14 protein-coding genes and 2 pseudogenes are annotated in these 15,642 nt (G+C 60.5%); 4 read left to right on the top strand and 12 right to left on the bottom strand.

All coding sequences use genetic code 11. The annotated features are described in order from the left end of the window. Positions 1–28: 28 nt before the first annotated feature. The 6 genes from UB23_RS24940 to UB23_RS24915 are packed head-to-tail and all read right to left on the bottom strand — an operon-like array spanning position 29 to position 4,265. The gene (locus UB23_RS24940) at positions 29–1,711 is read right to left on the bottom strand and encodes an acyl-CoA synthetase family protein (protein WP_045061915.1); all 1,683 of its coding nucleotides are present in this window, start codon (positions 1,709–1,711) and stop codon (positions 29–31) included. After that, positions 1,708–2,253, bottom strand: coding sequence for a membrane protein (locus tag UB23_RS24935; protein ID WP_045061914.1), 546 nt, complete (start codon positions 2,251–2,253; stop codon positions 1,708–1,710). Before UB23_RS24935 ends, UB23_RS24940 begins: the two co-directional genes overlap by 4 nt. Continuing rightward, positions 2,250–2,504 (bottom strand): acyl carrier protein, encoded by a 255-nt coding sequence (locus tag UB23_RS24930; protein ID WP_045061913.1) that lies wholly within the window; start codon positions 2,502–2,504, stop codon positions 2,250–2,252. The genes UB23_RS24935 and UB23_RS24930 overlap by 4 nt, the downstream gene beginning before the upstream one ends. A 9-nt stretch (positions 2,505–2,513) precedes the next feature. Beyond that, positions 2,514–2,774 carry a phosphopantetheine-binding protein gene (locus UB23_RS24925; protein WP_045061912.1) on the bottom strand — a complete coding sequence of 87 codons (261 nt, stop codon included), beginning with the start codon at positions 2,772–2,774 and terminating at the stop codon, positions 2,514–2,516. Further along, positions 2,755–3,564 carry a lysophospholipid acyltransferase family protein gene (locus UB23_RS24920; protein ID WP_045061911.1) on the bottom strand — a complete coding sequence of 270 codons (810 nt, stop codon included), beginning with the start codon at positions 3,562–3,564 and terminating at the stop codon, positions 2,755–2,757. Before UB23_RS24920 ends, UB23_RS24925 begins: the two co-directional genes overlap by 20 nt. After that, positions 3,540–4,265, bottom strand: coding sequence for a beta-ketoacyl synthase chain length factor (locus UB23_RS24915; RefSeq protein ID WP_045061910.1), 726 nt, complete (start codon positions 4,263–4,265; stop codon positions 3,540–3,542). Before UB23_RS24915 ends, UB23_RS24920 begins: the two co-directional genes overlap by 25 nt. Positions 4,266–4,618: 353 nt before the next feature. Between UB23_RS24915 and UB23_RS24910 the strand changes: the two genes are divergently transcribed. After that, positions 4,619–5,389 carry a ParA family protein gene (locus UB23_RS24910; protein ID WP_045061909.1) on the top strand — a complete coding sequence of 257 codons (771 nt, stop codon included), beginning with the start codon at positions 4,619–4,621 and terminating at the stop codon, positions 5,387–5,389. 97 nt (positions 5,390–5,486) lie between these two features. Here the strand turns inward: UB23_RS24910 and trxC are convergent, their stop codons facing one another. Further along, positions 5,487–5,921 carry a thioredoxin TrxC gene (gene trxC, locus UB23_RS24905; protein ID WP_045061908.1) on the bottom strand — a complete coding sequence of 145 codons (435 nt, stop codon included), beginning with the start codon at positions 5,919–5,921 and terminating at the stop codon, positions 5,487–5,489. A 112-nt stretch (positions 5,922–6,033) separates the two neighbouring features. On the opposite strand from trxC, the pseudogene UB23_RS29620 reads away from it, so the two are divergent. Continuing rightward, positions 6,034–6,192, top strand: a pseudogene (locus tag UB23_RS29620) (helix-turn-helix domain-containing protein); the annotation flags it as partial. Positions 6,193–6,198: 6 nt separating this feature from the next. On the opposite strand, the gene selO reads toward UB23_RS29620, so the two are convergent. The 5 genes and pseudogenes from selO to UB23_RS30930 all read right to left on the bottom strand — a co-directional run. Continuing rightward, a complete protein-coding gene (gene selO, locus UB23_RS24895) occupies positions 6,199–7,662 on the bottom strand; it encodes a protein adenylyltransferase SelO (protein ID WP_045061907.1) in 1,464 nt (487 codons plus the stop codon). Positions 7,663–7,710: 48 nt separating this feature from the next. Further along, positions 7,711–11,061: a mechanosensitive channel MscK gene (mscK, locus tag UB23_RS24890; RefSeq protein WP_045061906.1), complete on the bottom strand. Its 3,351-nt coding sequence runs from the start codon at positions 11,059–11,061 to the stop codon at positions 7,711–7,713. Positions 11,062–11,094: 33 nt separating this feature from the next. Beyond that, the gene (locus UB23_RS24885; RefSeq protein WP_045061905.1) at positions 11,095–12,837 is read right to left on the bottom strand and encodes a potassium/proton antiporter; all 1,743 of its coding nucleotides are present in this window, start codon (positions 12,835–12,837) and stop codon (positions 11,095–11,097) included. A gap of 193 nt (positions 12,838–13,030) precedes the next feature. Continuing rightward, positions 13,031–13,894 (bottom strand): methyl-accepting chemotaxis protein, encoded by an 864-nt coding sequence (locus tag UB23_RS30935; protein ID WP_414704658.1) that lies wholly within the window; start codon positions 13,892–13,894, stop codon positions 13,031–13,033. After that, positions 13,886–14,641 (bottom strand): annotated as a pseudogene (locus UB23_RS30930) (MCP four helix bundle domain-containing protein); the annotation flags it as partial. The gene UB23_RS30935 and the pseudogene UB23_RS30930, both read right to left, overlap by 9 nt. Before the next feature lie 405 nt (positions 14,642–15,046). On the opposite strand from UB23_RS30930, the gene UB23_RS24875 reads away from it, so the two are divergent. Both UB23_RS24875 and UB23_RS24870 read left to right on the top strand, forming a co-directional pair. After that, positions 15,047–15,277, top strand: a complete 231-nt coding sequence (locus UB23_RS24875; protein WP_045061903.1) for a hypothetical protein — start codon at positions 15,047–15,049, stop codon at positions 15,275–15,277. Continuing rightward, positions 15,274–15,576 (top strand): cell division protein ZapA, encoded by a 303-nt coding sequence (locus tag UB23_RS24870; protein WP_045061902.1) that lies wholly within the window; start codon positions 15,274–15,276, stop codon positions 15,574–15,576. The genes UB23_RS24875 and UB23_RS24870 overlap by 4 nt, the downstream gene beginning before the upstream one ends. Positions 15,577–15,642 lie beyond the last annotated feature (66 nt).

Below are 15,642 nucleotides of genomic sequence, written 5' to 3'. Positions count from 1 at the left end.
GCGATTGAGTGCGCAGCACTTGCCAGAATCAAGCATCGCTCGCCGCCTCCAGCAGAATCCGCCCACTGGAACAGGTCGCGGTTTCATTGCGATAAGCGAAATACAGCTTGCCGCGCACCGGATCAAAACGCAGGTGCAACTGGACCTGATCCCCCGGGCGCACCAATTGCTGGAATTTCAGGACTTCCATACCGGCGAATTTTTCCGGCAGGTTGATCAATCGTTGGCCCAGGGCGAGGGCCCAATCGACCTGCACCACACCGGGCAACACCGGCGCCTTGGGGAAATGGCCGCTGAAGAACGCCAGGTCCGGTGGCACCGCCAATTGCAGGCTCCACTCGCCATCGTTTTCGATCTGTTGCAGTACTTCCGGCAATTTCGGCCGAGCAGCCAGCAATAACCCCTCGACATCCGCTTGCGCAAGCTTGCCCTGGCTGTTGAACGGCAGTTGTCGCAGAAAACGCCAGCGTCGCGGCAAAGCCAGGGTTTCGCAGTGCTGGCCCAGGTGCTGGCGCAGCTCCTCGGTAACGGCGCGCCGGCCCTGATTGCGCAACGCGTGCAAGCCTGACTCGCTCAAGACCAGCAGCGCGCCCAGCGACGCGCGGTTTTCCTGCACCACACCCATGCGTGCTTCAGCCACCCACTCATGGGTGCTCAACGCCTGTTCGAGCATTGGAAGCGAGATACGTTTTTCTTCCAGTTTGACGATTCGGTCCAGCCGCCCCTGTAGCTCAAAACGGCCGTCGGCGGCAATTTGCGCGGCATCGGCGGTATGTTCAACATGGCCTGGGGGCATGTACGGAGAGCTGACAAGCAACGCACCGTCACTGTCCAGCGCCAGTTCAACGTCGGCAAATGGCTGCCAGGGCTCATCGGCCTGGCGCCAGGCAATACCGCCGGTTTCCGAGCTGCCGAGGATTTCCGTCGGCCATTGTTGCAGGCGCTGGTGCAGGCTTCGCGCCGCTTCGGCCGGCAAGGCGCCACCAGAAGAAAAAACCCGGCGAACTGCACTCAGGGCGGGCCAGTCAAGGTTGTCGCCCATGCGCTTGAGCAGCGCCGGGCTGGCGACCCAGGCGAATGTCGGGCACTCGCGGCTGGCGCGCTGCAGATCTTCGGGAAACGCCAGCTGTTTGCGCACGAACGGCCGACCGGCGCACAGCGGCCACAGCACTCGGAAAAGCAACCCATAGATGTGCTGGGTGGCGACGCTGCCGATGATGCAGGCCTGGCCAAGGTCGGCACCCCACAGGGCCTCCAGGGCCTGCACTTCATTGGCCAGCTGGCCCAGGGTTTTGTCGATGCGCTTGGGCTCGCCACTGGAGCCTGACGTGCACAGGCTGAGTTGGCATTGGTCCAGGTCGAGCCCGACTGCGCCCAGGGGCGCGCCCCGGTAATCCTCCAGATGTGCGTCGTCGGCCAGGTCGGTCAACCACAGGTCGACTTCCGCGGACCAGCGTTGCCGGGTAACGGGTTGCAGGTCGGCCGGAAGTAGCACGCTGGCGCCGGCGCGCCAGGCGCCAAGCAGGGCGACGGCCAGGTCGGCGGCGTCTTCCAGGTGCACGGCAACGCGCCGTATGCCCTGGCTTTCGAGGCCGGCAGCCAGGCGCAGTGCGCGTTCGCACAGCTGGGCGTGGGTCAGCACCGGCCCGGCCGTCACGGCGCGCTCCGGTTGAGCCTTGAGCAGCAGTTGCTCAAGTTTTATCCAGTTCATGGGTGGCCTCGTACCCGTTGTCGTATCAGCCATTCAATGGCAAACATCAGGCCCATCAATCCATAGGAGATCAGGCCGGTGTACAACATCCACCAGCTCAGCGGCGCCCAAAGGGTCAGGGCTGTCGCCAGCAAGCCGTTACAGAGAAAAAACACACTCCAGGCGATCGTCACCTGGCGGGTATAAACAATGGCCCGGGGCGGCAGTTGCGGCTCACGCAACCGTGCCAGGCGCTCGACTACAGGCGGACCGTATTTCAGGCTCAGGCCAAACAAACCGAGCATGAACCCGCTGATGAGCACCGGATACCAGCGCAACAACAATGGGCTGTCGAACAATGCCAGCAGCAGGCAAAAAATGATCGCGGTCACGGCCATCCACAAGCTGCCGGGTTTGCGCGGGCCGAGCAGCGCTCGCCCCAGCCAGAGGCTTCCCAACAGCAGGCCAAACTGCCAAGGGGCAAAGTGTTCCATGCCGAAATACACCGCGAAGGGGTACAGCAGGCCCGCCAGCAGCAGGCCGAGGCCGATCAGTCGCCTCATGCGGCCGGTTGAACCAGGCGGTAGACCGCTTCGACCACGTCACTGACGGTACGTACCGTTTTGAACTCCTCGGCGGCGATTTTCTTGCCGGTCTGACGTTTGATGTGATCGATCAGGTCCACGGCGTCAATACTGTCGATCTCCAGATCCTGATAAAGATTGGATTCGAGCTTCACGCGTTCAGGGTCCAGTTCGAAGAGTTCGACCAAGGCATCGCGCAGGGTGTTGAAAATGTCGTCACGAGTTTGCATGGTCCGGTCTCAAGCTGCCTGTTTTGCAGTAACGAACGCCGCAAGGCTCGCCACATTGCTGAAATGATTGCGTGTGTCTTTGGCGTCGGCGTCGATCTTGATGCCGTATTTTTTCTGGATGGCCAGGCCGAGCTCCAGTGCATCGACCGAATCCAGGCCCAGGCCCTCGCCGAACAGGGTCTGGTCGTCGCCGATCTCTTGCGCACTGATGTCTTCAAGGCCCAGGGCGTCGATGATCAGTTGTTTGATTTCACGGTGTAGATCGCTCATCTTCGGCGAGCTCCTTGATGTAGTAGGAATGCAAATAATCGTTGAGCTTGCGCGAGGCTTGCGGTGCAGGGCCGCAGGCGGCGAAGGCCTGTGGGTCTATGTCGGCCCCGACATGGAAACTGAAGTGCACGCGGCGTTTGGGGATGCGATACCAGGGTTCGGCTTTGGTCAAGGTGCTGGGATTGACCTTGATGGTGACCGGGGTGAGGATTTTCGCACCGCGCAGGGCAATGGAAGCGGCGCCCCGATGAAAGGCCGGCGATTGGCCAGGCTGGGTGCGGGTGCCTTCGGGGAAGATGATCAGCGTCTGGCCGCTTTTCAACGCGTCGGCGGCGGCGTCTAGCATATCCATGCTGCCGTCGTTGCTGATGTATTCGGTGCTGCGCAGCGGGCCGCGAGTGAAAGGGTTTTCCCACAGGCCTTGTTTGACCACGCAGTTGGTGTGGCGCACCAGGCCAATCAGGAACACCACATCGATCAGCGACGGGTGGTTGGCAATAATCATTTGCCCCGGCCTGCCGAGTTTTTCCGCGCCCTGGATATCGTAGGTCAACACGCCGGCCCGAGCCATGAACCGCACAAAAAACCAGAAGCACCGACTCACGGTTCGCCGCGCACGCATTCGGTGGGTCTGCGGATCCCCGGGCAGGCAATTGAGCACGGGGAAAATCACCAGACGCAGGCACAGCCCGCCCAGCCCGAACAGGGCGAAGCTTGCGGCGGTCGCCAGCAGTCGCCAGTAATAGGCGTCGCGGCTCTTTTCGCTCAAAGGTTGCGTTGCCAGGTCCATACACGATTTTTCCAGGCATGTTGGCAGGTAGTCTGCTGGCCGAACAGGGTATGCAAGAGATTCAGGGCATGGGGCCAGTGAGCTTTTGACACTGTATCCGTAGCACTGTTCAGGGACAGCTGCCAATCGTTGCCGGGTGTGATCAGAAGGCCCAATGCATAAGGGAACGGCACGTCGTCGATCCACCGCGAGTAGGCCTGCGGCGGCTGTTCTTCGGTGATCACCAGCAACACGGCCGGCGCGCCTTCGCCGATCAACGCCACGGCTTCCAGCATGCCGTGTTCAAGCCCGTCGCCGGCAGCAGCCAGGGCGGTCATCTCGCTGGTCTCTGCGCGCATGATCGACCACAGCCCAATGATCGCGTTGTGCACGGACAGGCTGAACTGGGTCGGTGACAGCGGTTGATCGGCGGCCAGGTCGCTAAGGATGTCGAACGTGCGCGGTGTTTCACCATGGCGGGAAACAAAGACCAGCGGCAGGTCTTTGCGACCATCGGCCAGCGGCCAGCCGACACTGAAGGCCATTCGCGCCAGGCGGCTGAGCCGGCGTCGCTGCATGGCGGGCAGAAATGAGACGTCCGGGGCTGCATCGCTGGCCTGCAGGACCACCGGTTGGCGACTCCAGGCCTGCCAATCGTCCACGCTTTCGAGCCCAGGGGCCCATGCGCGCCATTGGGCGATGTTGAAATTGATCACAGACATTCATCCCGCCCTGAGGGCTTTTTTGACGCGGTGAGTCACGGAACCAGCGACAAGCATGGCGCGGCGTCAAGCGCCAGGTGGCGCGCATTATCCCGGTGCAGCCAGCGGGTAGCAAATGCTGGTTACATTTTGCTCAAGGAAAATGGACCGGCTGGTTCCTTGGTAAATATCATTTGGCATTATCCATATCGGGGCCAGCGTGTATGTCGGCTCGATCCGATCATCCTGTCTGATCTTGGCCCTTTTTTATTCAGAGTTTTCGCATGACCCTGTAGTCCAATTCCCAACGAGGTAGCGAAGCGACGCTTGGGACCACTACACTCGGTCATTCTTTGATACACGGAGGTTTCGACATGCGGCGCGTGGTGTTTAATCAAAAAGGTGGCGTAGGCAAATCCAGCATTGCCTGCAATCTGGCGGCGGTCAGCGCCAGCGAGGGCTATCGCACCCTATTGGTGGATCTCGATGCCCAAGCCAACTCCACTCAGTACCTGACCGGACTTACCGGCAATGACATCCCGATGGGCATTGCCGATTTTTTCAAGCAAACCCTGTCCTCCGGGCCGTTTTCCAAGAAAAACCAGGTCGATATCTACGAAACGCCCTTCGATAACCTCCATGTCATTACCGCCACGGCAGAATTGGCGGACTTGCAGCCCAAGCTCGAGGCGAAGCACAAGATCAACAAGCTGCGCAAGCTGCTGGACGAGTTATCCGAGGATTACGACAGGATCTACCTGGATACGCCCCCGGCTCTTAACTTCTATGCGGTATCGGCGCTGATTGCCGCCGATCGCGTGTTAATACCCTTCGATTGTGACAGCTTCTCGCGTCAGGCGCTTTATGGGTTATTGGCGGAGATCGAAGAGTTGAAGGAAGACCACAACGAGGGCCTGGAAGTAGAAGGCATTGTGGTCAACCAGTTCCAGGCCCGCGCGAGTCTGCCCCAGCAAATTCTTGACGAACTGATCGCTGAAGGGTTGCCGGTGCTGCCGGTATACCTGGGCACGTCGGTGCGGATGCGTGAGTCGCACCAGGCCAATACGCCGCTGATTCATCTGGACCCACGGCATAAGTTGACCCAGCAGTTTGTGGAGCTGCATAACCTGCTGGAAAACGCCTGACGATCAAAAAATCGCAGCCTTCGGCAGCTCCTGCAGGGTCCGAGATGGACCATAATTCTGTAGGAGCTGCCGAAGGCTGCGATCTTTTAGGCGGTGGTCAGATCCCCTGGCTACGCAACCAGCTCATCAACTGTGGCAACGCAAACGCACCGCTCTGGCGCGCCACTTCCCGCCCGTTCTTAAACAGAATCAAGCTGGGAATCGAGCGAATCCCCAGTTGAGCCGACAACGGCTGGTTGGCCTCGCTGTCCAGCTTGGCCAGCCGGCATTTGCCTGCCAACTGCGCGGCCGCCTGTTCGAACACCGGCGCAAATGACTTGCACGGGCCACACCAGTCAGCCCAGACGTCTACCAACAATGGCAAATCCCCCTTGATCTGGCTGGCGTAATCACCTTGCTTCAGTTCAAAAGGACTCTTCAACAGCACTGGCGCTTTGCAGCGACCGCATTTGGGCTGATCAGCCAGGCGCCCGGCTGGGATCCGATTGAGCCCGTTGCAATGGGGGCAGGGGATGAGCAGTGGTTCGGTCATGAGCAAGGATCCTGATAAGAAGCCGATTTGACTGATTTGGAGACGTTTACTCATGTTTTCAATCGTGCAGCGTATTTTGGTGAAATCAGGCTGATTCAAACCGGAGCAGACTTATTTGATGCGCGAGCACGGCCTGAGTCAGAGCGAACTGCCGGGTGTAGGAGCGCAGTCGGTCGTGTCGGAAATCCTTAGCGGCAAGCGTCAGCTCAACCTGCGGCAGGTCCGCTGGCTGGCTGAACGCTTCGCAGTGTCGGTCGAGACGTTTATCTGACAACCATCACGAAGAACAACTGATCTCCAGATGCTTGCCCCACTCTGGCGGCCGTTCGGCGTAGGCCTCCATCCCTGGCTGCTGCTCGAATGGATTGCTCAGCACCGCATGCAGTCGGCGGACTTCTGAATAGTCCCCGCTCTCGGCAGCATCGATGGCTTTCTGGGCCAGATAGTTGCGCAGGATATACAGCGGGTTCACCGCATGCATCCGTTGGCGGCGTTGTTCCAGATCGACCGTACCTTCGCGAGCAACCCGCGCAACATACAGCTCGGCCCAGGCATCGAAGCCCTTGATGTCGACAAAGTCATCGCGCAATCGGGCAACGGCCAGCGCCGGTGATTCATCGCCGAGGCGGCGGAAGAACAGGGTGTAGTCGACTGCGCTGTTCTGCATCAGTTGCAGCAGGTGCTCGAGCAGTTTCTGGTCATCGTCCTCGGCGGTGGTCAGGCCGAGCCGGCGGCGCATCAGGTCCAGGTAATGGGCCTGGTACAGCGGCAGGTACAGGCCGAGGGTTTCGCGCAGGGCCTCGACGCTGATGAACGGCGTCAGCGCCTGGGCCAGCGCGCTGAGGTTCCACTGCCCGATCGGCACCTGGTTGCTGAAGGAATAACGGCCCTGATCATCGGAGTGGTTGCAGATGAAGTTGGCATCGAAGTCATCCAGGAATGCGAAAGGCCCGAAGTCGAAGGTGATGCCCAGGATCGACATGTTATCGGTGTTCATCACCCCATGGCAGAAGCCGTAGGCCTGCCACTTGGCGATCAGCTCGGCATTGCGTTCGACGATCTCGCGAAACATCGCCAGGTAGGGTTCGGGCTGTTCCAGGCATTCGGGAAAGTGCATGGAGAGTACATGCTGGCCCAGCTCGTCCTGCTGTTCGGGACGCTTGGTGTAGTAGAAATACTCGAAATGCCCGAAGCGGATGTGGCTGGGTGACAGGCGCAGGACCATGGCTGCGCGTTCCTGCTTTTCGCGCCAGACCGGGGTGTCCGAGCCGATCACGCACAACGCGCGGGTCGTGGGAATGTTCAGGGCGTGCAGGGCTTCCGAGGCGAGGAATTCGCGGATCGAGGAACGCAGGACTGCGCGACCATCACCCATGCGCGAAAACGGCGTCTGGCCGGCGCCCTTGAGGTGCAGGTCCCAGTGCTCGCCGGCCTGGTTATAGACCTCGCCGAGCAATAGACCGCGACCGTCGCCCAGCTGGGGGTTGTAGGAGCCGAATTGATGGCCGGAATACACCATCGCCCTGGGCACTGCGTCGGCCCAGAGCTTGTGGCCACTGAACAGCTCGGCAAACTCCCGGGTCTGAGCTTCGGCCGGGTCGAGGTCGAGCAGCGCCATGGCAGAAGGGCTGGCCACCACCAGGCGTGGATTGTCGATCGGCTCGGGCAACACATGGGCAGAAAACGCGTCGCCCAAGCGGGCGAAGCGATTATCGAAGGTCAGTTCGTCGAGGGCTTTCACCGGCCATCTCCAGCAGAATGTCCGAGCATTCTGCTAGGGATAGGCGGGTTAGTCGAGCTTGGCTGCAGGAGGTTCCTGCGGTGGTTTGCCATCGACCAGCGGCACGATGGTTTTGGCTTCCGGTTCAATCGGTACCATCTTGTATTCCTGGCCGTGGAGGTTCTTGAGGTAGACCTCCATCTGCCGGAACGAAATGTTGATGTGCTGCTTCTTGAACTCGCGATTGATGAAGCGGTTGACCTCGTCGAGCACCGGGTTGCGGTCGCCAAGGTCACGCACATGCATGCGCAACTCATGGTCGAGGGTGCTCTCGCCGAAGTTGAGGAAGTACACATGGGGTTCGGGATCTTTCAGGACCCGCGGGTTTTCCCGGGCAGCCTTGAGCAGCAGCTCTTTGACCAGGTCCAGGTCCGAACCGTAGTCGACGCCAAGCTTGAGCGTCACCCGGGTGATAGTGTCCGTCAGGGACCAGTTGATCAGTTGGCCGGTAATGAACGTCTTGTTCGGGACGATGATGTCTTTGCGGTCGAAGTCGGTGATGGTGGTGGCGCGGATGCGGATCTTGCTCACCGTACCCGACAGGTTGCCGATGGTGATGGTGTCGCCAATCCGCACGGGACGTTCGAACAGGATCATGATGCCGGAGATGAAGTTGGCGAAGATCTCCTGCATACCAAAACCCAGGCCGACCGATAGCGCTGCCACCAGCCATTGCAATTTGTCCCAGCTCACGCCAAGGGTCGACAGGGTCGAGACGAAACCGACGCCTGCAATCACATAGGACAATAGCGTGGTCGTAGCGTAGGCACTGCCCTGCGCCAGGTTCAGCTTGGACAACACCAGCACTTCCAGCAGCCCTGGCAAGTTGCGGGCGAGGGCGAAGGTGATACCGATGATGATCAGTGCGCCGAGCATGTCGCCGATGCTGATCGGCACCATGCTCATGTTGGCGCCGGTGCCGCTGGTGTATTCGTAGAGGGTAATGTTGTCCAGATACGAGAACACGGTGATCAGGTCCGACCAGACCCAGTACAGCGCTGCCATGAACCCGCCCAGCAACGCCAGGCGGATCAGGCGCAGCGACTGTTCGTTGACCTTTTCGATGTCCAGGGTCGGCTCTTCGATCACCGCTTCGCCATCGCCCGCTTCCCTGGCGGCCTGGCGCTTGGCCAGGGCGCGCTGATAGGCCAGGCGCCGGGCGGCCACGCTGAGGCCGCGCACGAACGTGGCTTCAATGACCAGCCAGAACATCAGCAGGTACAACGTGTTGATCAGCCGATCACTGAGTTTGAGCGCCGTGTAGTAATAGCCAAAGCACACCGCGACGAACAGCGCGATGGGCAGCGCGGTAAACAGGATGCCCACGGCCTTGCGGAACAGCGAGGCGTTCTGGTGAGTCGGGCTGCTGATCAGCAGGCGGCTGAGCAGCCAGGCCATCAGCGCATAACAGGTCAGCACCACCGGCATGCCCAGCACATCATCGGCCAGGGCGGCCGGTTGCAGCTCTGCGACTGCCACCACGGCAACCAGGGCCATCACGACCAAACCAAGTCGACGCACCCAGCCCTGCAGGAATTCGACCTGTGGCTTCTCCCAGCGGAAATGCAGTTCCGCCACGCCACCCGGGGCCAATATGCGGTAGGCGGTGTAGAACACCAGCCAGGCTTGCGCCATCTGCAACAGCGCCGCGCCCATATTGGCGTTCTGCCCGCGTGCGTCGATCTGCAGCGCCAGGCCGCAAAGGGCCAGGCCCAGTGACACCGGCATCGCCAGCAGGATGTTGATCAAAATGGCCTGCGGCGTGTGCCACTGGCTGTCACGCTTGAAGTGGCCGATGTCCTGGTGAACCTTGTTCAAACGGGCATACAGGCTCTTGCGGCGCCACAGCAGCGCGCCGATCAGCAACGCCAGGGGCAGGAACAGCAATGGTCGCTGGGTCAGCCCGTCGGACAGTTCGCTCAGGCTCGAAGCCCATGGCAGGGTGGTGACCTGGCGCTGCAGGCGCTCCGGCACGTCGTGCATCCATTCGAAGTCCAGCGGCTTGTTGCTTGGGATCCAGAACATCTGCTCGTCGAGGGTGGCGCGCAGGTTTTGCGCGGTACTCAGCAGTTGTTTCTGGTTGAGTTGCAGGGTAATGGATTCGTTGAGTACGGCGCTCAGTTCGCGGTTCAGCCGCTCCAGCAGGTCCGCCCGGGTATTGGCCAGTTCCAGCAGGCTCTTGCGCAATTGCGGGGTAACCTGTTCCGGCTGTTGGGTGGACAGCAGGTTGTCGACATAGATGGTCGGGTTGCTCAGCAGCTCCCGTTGCTGGCTGACATCAAACTGATACAGACGGATGTCGGCGATCTGGTCCGCAAGATCGCGGTCCAGCTTGAGCCGCGGCAAAGCCTGTTTCTGCTTGTAGAGGATTTTCGACAGCAGCAGGCTGCCCTTGAGCACGTTGATTTGCTCGTCCAGGGCCGAGTCGCTCTGGGTGACGCTGTCGAGTTGCTGTTTGGTCTGCAGGTTCTGCTGGGTGACGATGTTGAGGCGGTCGGTGGTTTTGAGCAGGTAGTCGGACAGCTTCAGGTTGATCGAGCTTTCCGTGGCCAGCAAACTGCTGCCCCCGGCTTTTTGTGCCTCGATGGACTGTTGCGTCACGGTCTCCTGGGACTGTGCCAGGCGCTTCTGGTTGATCAGGTTCTGCAGCTCCTGGATTTCCTGATCCAGGCGATCCGATTTCTCGGTAAGCAAGTCATGCTGGCTGTTACCCAGGTCCTGCAACTGGCTGTTTCCCGCCAATTCCTGGCGACGCAGGGGGATCAGCGCGTTGAGTGCCGCAAGTTCGGCGTTGAGCTGGTCGCGCTGTTCGCCGCTCAAGGTTTTACCCGCGTCCTTGCCGGCCTTGAGGATGTTGTTGATCTGCTGGATGCGGGTCTGGCTGGCGGAGATTTCTGCCTGGGCACGCTCGGGCCGGGTCTGGGCGGTGATGACCAGGCTGTTGGCATCGGCCAGGGCTTTTTGCAGATCGCTCTGTTGGGTAGAGCGCTCGGTGAGCATCTGCTCCAGCTGCTGGATCGACAGGTTGGCGAAGCGCTGCTCCACCGGCAGGACCTTGGTGCCCTTGAGACGCACCAGTTCGCGCTGGTTTTCTATGTTCTGCTTGGGCGCGGTAGCCAGCTGCTGCTTGAGCGCTGCCAGTTTCTGCTCGTAATCGCGCTGATTACCCAGCTGGGTCAGGGTGTTTTGCAGGATGCTCTGCAGGGCTTTCTGATCGGCTTCCGGCAGCTTGCGGTCGGCAATCTTGTCCAGACTCGCCTGCACGGCTTCGCTGGTGGGCGGTTCGGCGGCTTGCAGCGTACCGATAGAGAGGCTCAAGCCCAGCAGGGCCATGAAGAAATAGGTGCGCAGGGTTGACATAGAGACCGATCGAAAGCTGGCGAAGTGTGGAGTTTAGAGGAAGAGTCCCGGACCCGGGCGACTTCCTTCGGGAAATCTGACGCCGACTTTGCCAATCTTGTTCCCGTCCATGACCGCGACTGTCCAGATGGTGTTGTTCCACTCCACCTGGTCACCCACTACTGGCGCACCGCCAACTTTTTGCGCGATGAAGCGGCCCAGGGACATGTCCGGATCGATGCCTTCGACCTTCAACCCGTACAGGGCAGCAACCGCAGCCAGCTGGGCATCTCCTTCGAGTACGAAGTCGCCGAAAAAGCGCAAATCAAGCCCCCGTTGCGGGGCCTGGCTGAAGAGTTTTCCAAGGGCCGGGAGGTTGTGTTCGTGGCCGATAACACAGAGTAAATCATCGACTTCGAGCACCGTACTACCCGACGGATGGAGCAGTTGCTGGCCACGGAACAGGGCCGCAATACGCGTGCCTTCGGGCATTTTCAACTCGCGAAGGGGCGAACCGATGCACCATTTCTCGGCCCCAAGGCGATAAACGAACAGCTCCCATTCGCTGGTTACATGCACTTCCAGCGCGGCCCGGGAAATCGGCAACGGCTCAGGCGGAACGGTTACCTTGAGCAACTTCGCCACCCAGGGCAGGCTCGTGCCCTGCACCAGCAGCGACACCAGCACGATAAAGAATGCGAGGTTGAAGTAGAGCTGGGCGTTGGGCAGGCCGGCCATCAGCGGGAACACCGCCAGGATGATCGGCACCGCGCCGCGCAGCCCCACCCAGGAGATAAAAGCTTTTTCGCGGCCGTGGAAGGCCTTGAATGGCAGCAGGCCAACCATCACCGACAGCGGCCGTGCGAACAGGATCATCCACAGCGCCAGGCCCAGGGCGGGCAAGGCGATTGGCAGCAGGTCGTGTGGCGTTACCAGCAGGCCCAGCACCAGGAACATCCCGATCTGCGCCAGCCACGCCATGCCGTCGAGCATGTGCAGGATGCCGTGACGGCTGCGCACCGGACGGTTGCCGATCACCAGGCCACACAGGTACACCGCGAGGAAGCCGCTGCCGTGCAGCGCGTTGGTCAGCGCGAACACCGCAAGCCCGCCAGCGATCACCAGGATCGGGTACAGGCCGTTGGCCAGGTTGATTCGGTTGACCAGCTGCAACATGACCCAGCCCCCACCCAGGCCAATGACGCCGCCAATGCCGAACTCGCGCACCAGATGCCCCAGCAGGTTCCAGTGCAGCCCGGTCTCGCCGCTGGCAAGCATGTCGATCAGGGTGACGGTGAGGAACACCGCCATCGGGTCGTTGCTGCCGGATTCGATCTCGAGGCTGGCACTGACCCGCTCGTTCAGGCCCTTGCCGCCCAGCAGCGAGAACACCGCCGCCGCATCGGTGGAACCGACGATGGCGCCAATCAGCAAGCCCTGGATCATGTTCAGGTCGAACAGCCAGGCGGCCGCCATGCCAGTCAAGCCAGTGGTGATCAACACCCCGACCGTGGCCAGGGACAGTGCTGGCCATAAGGCCACGCGGAAACTGGACACCCTTGTTCGCAGGCCACCGTCGAGCAGGATGACGGCCAGTGCCAGGTTGCCGACCAGATAGGCTGTAGGGTAGTTATCGAAAATGATACCGGCGCCGTCGACACCGGCCGCCATGCCCACGGCCAGGATGATCACCAGGATAGGGATGCCCAGGCGCGACGAAAGTGAACTCACCAGAATGCTCGCACCTACCAGCAACGCGCCGATCAAGAACAGGCTGTTGATGGTCGTCGCATTCAAAGGCAGTACTCCAGGAAAGCTGAAAGGCGGGCACAAACTGACCATGCAGTCTGCGTGCCAGCGATTCTAACCTGTTGAAATGTGATGCTGTCAAAAAGCTTTTGCGGATCAATGCCCAACAGCTGAATCCGCCTTGGCGCAGCCCCCCGTGGGAGCTGGGAAGCCAGCTCCCACGGGGGGCTGCGTTTGCGTGTTAAAGGTGGAAGCGTCCCACCATTCCATTCAGATCCACCGCCAGGCGCGATAGCTCATTACTGGCCGCGCTGGTCTGGCTCGCCCCGGTTGCCGACTGCACCGACAGGTCCCGGATGTTCACCAGGTTGCGATCCACTTCCCGCGCCACCTGCGCCTGTTCTTCCGCCGCGCTGGCGATCACCAGGTTGCGCTCGTTGATCTCGACAATGGCATTGTTGATCGTCTCCAGGGACAGTCCGGCTCCGCGGGCAATGTTCAGGGTCGATTCGGCACGCTCGGTGCTGTTGCGCATCGAATTCACCGCATGCTCGGTACCGCTCTGGATGCTGCCGATCATGCGTTCGATTTCGCTGGTCGATTGCTGGGTGCGATGGGCCAGTGCACGAACTTCGTCCGCCACCACGGCAAAACCGCGACCGGCCTCGCCGGCACGGGCCGCTTCGATCGCGGCGTTCAGCGCCAGCAGGTTGGTCTGGTCAGCCAGCCCACGAATCACATCCAGGACTTTGCCGATATCCCGGGACTCGTTGGCCAGGTCGCCGATCAGGCTTGCGGTGCTCTGCACATCGGCGCTCATGCGTTCAATGGCGCTGACGGTTTCCTGGACCAGGTCGCGGCCGTCGCCGGCTGAGGTCGTGGCGTTTTTCGACGCTTCGGAGGTGCTGACCGCGTTGCGCGCGACTTCTTCAACGGCGCTGGTCATTTCGTTCACGGCAGTGGCGGCCTGTTCGATTTCGTTGTTCTGCTGGGTCAGGCCGCGGGCGCTTTCATCGGTGACGCAGTTGAGCTCTTCAGCGGCGGAGGCCAGTTGAGTCGCCGAACCGGAAATTCGCTGCAACGTGTCGCGCAGTTTTTCCTGCATCTTCGACATGGCCAGCAACAGGCGGCCGGCTTCATCTTCGCCATCGACGGTGATCGGGCGAGTCAGGTTGCCCTCGGCGATGGCTTCGGCGGCTTCCAGGGCATTGGCGATCGGCTTGGTAATGCTGTTGGTCAACAACCAGGCGAACAGCAGTGTCAGGCCCGAGGCCAGGACCAGCAGCCCGACAACCAGGTTAAATGCCGAGGAGTACTGGTCGGCTGCCTCCTGGCTGGTTTCGGCGATCTGCTGGGTATTGATCTCCAGCAACCTGGCGAGTGCCGTGTTGACCGCCTCGGAATTGGCCAGCAATTCGGTGTTGAGCATTTTGCGCAGGTCTTCGACCTGATTGTTGCGCGACAGGCTCTTCATCTGCTCCTCAAGCTGACGGTATTGACCCAGCAGTTGCAGATACTGGTCATAGGCCGCCCGCTCGACCGGCCCGTCGATCAGCGGTTCATAAACCTTCTGCGTCGCGCGGATCTGCTGATGACGCAACTCGAACAGCTCATAGGTTTTCTGCTGCACGTCGGGTTCGCGGTTAGTCAGCAAGCGGTAGGACAGGACCCGCAGGCGCAGCGTCAATTGCGTGAACTCGTCGAGGCTTTTCACGCTAGGCACGCTGGCGGAGGCGATGTCTTCGCCCGCCGCGCGGATCTTGCTCATCTGGTTCAAGGCAAACACCCCCAGAACCAGCATCAAACCGCCAATCAGGGCGAAACCGAGGAAGGCCCGCGGAGCGATATTCATATTACGAAGAGACATGGTGTGTACCGGGAAAGGCGCATCCATGCGGCGCTGAGACTGTCGTATGGAGGGCTTATCGGTCATAAGACTAAAGTCTTGAGTGCCTGTGCTTTTTTTGTCGCATCCACAGCACACTCCCTGTAGGAGCGAGCTCGCTCGCGATGGTCGTGAATGATGACGCGAGCATCCAGGTATGTGCGGTGGTCTTTCGTTCGTCGCGAGCAAGCTCGAGCCTGCAACAAGGGTTATCGACGAAGTGCAGGAACCAGATTCGCCAATCACAGTCTTTAAAGCTCGCGAGAAGGGTCGCCCGCCAGGAAAATCAAGGCCTTGCGCCTGAATAACCCTGGCATCCGTGGTGACTTTTCTTTATCGTACGCGCCCTTTGAAAATGCTTGGAAAATCAAAATGTTGGAAGCCTCCCTTAGCCAATTGGAACAGCTGGTCAGCGACCTGGTACAACAGAACCAGGCCCTGCTCGCCACGAACCAGACCCTGAGCGCAGAATTGGCCCAGGCCAAAGATGAAAACGAAAACCTGCAACTGAACCTGATGGAACAGGAAGAGAAACACGGCGCTACCGCAGCGCGTATCCAGGCCCTGGTTGAGCGTGTCAGCGCCGGCCCTGTCAGCGCATGAGTCAGGGCGCCGCAGGGGTAAAAGTCGTCTCCATCCTGGGGGAGGACTATTCGATCAGGGCGCCGGCCGGGGAGGAGCAAACCCTGCTGGACGCCGCCATGATGTTGAAGGCTGCACTGGCTGACACGAAGAAGAGGTACCCGACGCTGATCGGTGACCGGCTGCTCGTGCTGGCGGCGATGAACCTGTGCTCTCAGCAGATCGAGATGCGCAAGCAACATCAGCTCGAACTCGACCGTTATCAAGAGCAAGTCAGCGCCACGGTTGAAGTGATCGCCAAGACCATCAATCAAGCCTGATCGGCTTTGCGCACAACCAAAGAATAAATTGTCGATTAGCTTGTATACAATCGGCACGGCTGTTGC

Source organism: Pseudomonas sp. ES3-33 (assembly GCF_000952175.1).
Lineage (GTDB): Bacteria > Pseudomonadota > Gammaproteobacteria > Pseudomonadales > Pseudomonadaceae > Aquipseudomonas > Aquipseudomonas gregormendelii.
Note: the sequence above shows the minus strand (reverse complement) of the source record. Positions and strands in the feature narration are given on the sequence as shown.

Coding starts and splice junctions, on each gene's coding strand:
- UB23_RS24915 (WP_045061910.1), bottom strand. CDS start 4,265: ATGTCTGTGATCAATTTCAACATCGCCCAATGGCGCGCATGGGCCCCT.
- mscK (WP_045061906.1), bottom strand. CDS start 11,061: ATGTCAACCCTGCGCACCTATTTCTTCATGGCCCTGCTGGGCTTGAGC.
- UB23_RS30935 (WP_414704658.1), bottom strand. CDS start 13,894: ATGCAGGAAAAACTGCGCGACACGTTGCAGCGAATTTCCGGTTCGGCG.
- UB23_RS24910 (WP_045061909.1), top strand. CDS start 4,619: ATGCGGCGCGTGGTGTTTAATCAAAAAGGTGGCGTAGGCAAATCCAGC.
- UB23_RS24935 (WP_045061914.1), bottom strand. CDS start 2,253: ATGAGGCGACTGATCGGCCTCGGCCTGCTGCTGGCGGGCCTGCTGTAC.
- UB23_RS24940 (WP_045061915.1), bottom strand. CDS start 1,711: ATGAACTGGATAAAACTTGAGCAACTGCTGCTCAAGGCTCAACCGGAG.
- UB23_RS24870 (WP_045061902.1), top strand. CDS start 15,274: ATGAGTCAGGGCGCCGCAGGGGTAAAAGTCGTCTCCATCCTGGGGGAG.
- UB23_RS24920 (WP_045061911.1), bottom strand. CDS start 3,564: ATGGACCTGGCAACGCAACCTTTGAGCGAAAAGAGCCGCGACGCCTAT.
- trxC (WP_045061908.1), bottom strand. CDS start 5,921: ATGACCGAACCACTGCTCATCCCCTGCCCCCATTGCAACGGGCTCAAT.
- UB23_RS24875 (WP_045061903.1), top strand. CDS start 15,047: ATGTTGGAAGCCTCCCTTAGCCAATTGGAACAGCTGGTCAGCGACCTG.
- UB23_RS24925 (WP_045061912.1), bottom strand. CDS start 2,774: ATGAGCGATCTACACCGTGAAATCAAACAACTGATCATCGACGCCCTG.
- UB23_RS24930 (WP_045061913.1), bottom strand. CDS start 2,504: ATGCAAACTCGTGACGACATTTTCAACACCCTGCGCGATGCCTTGGTC.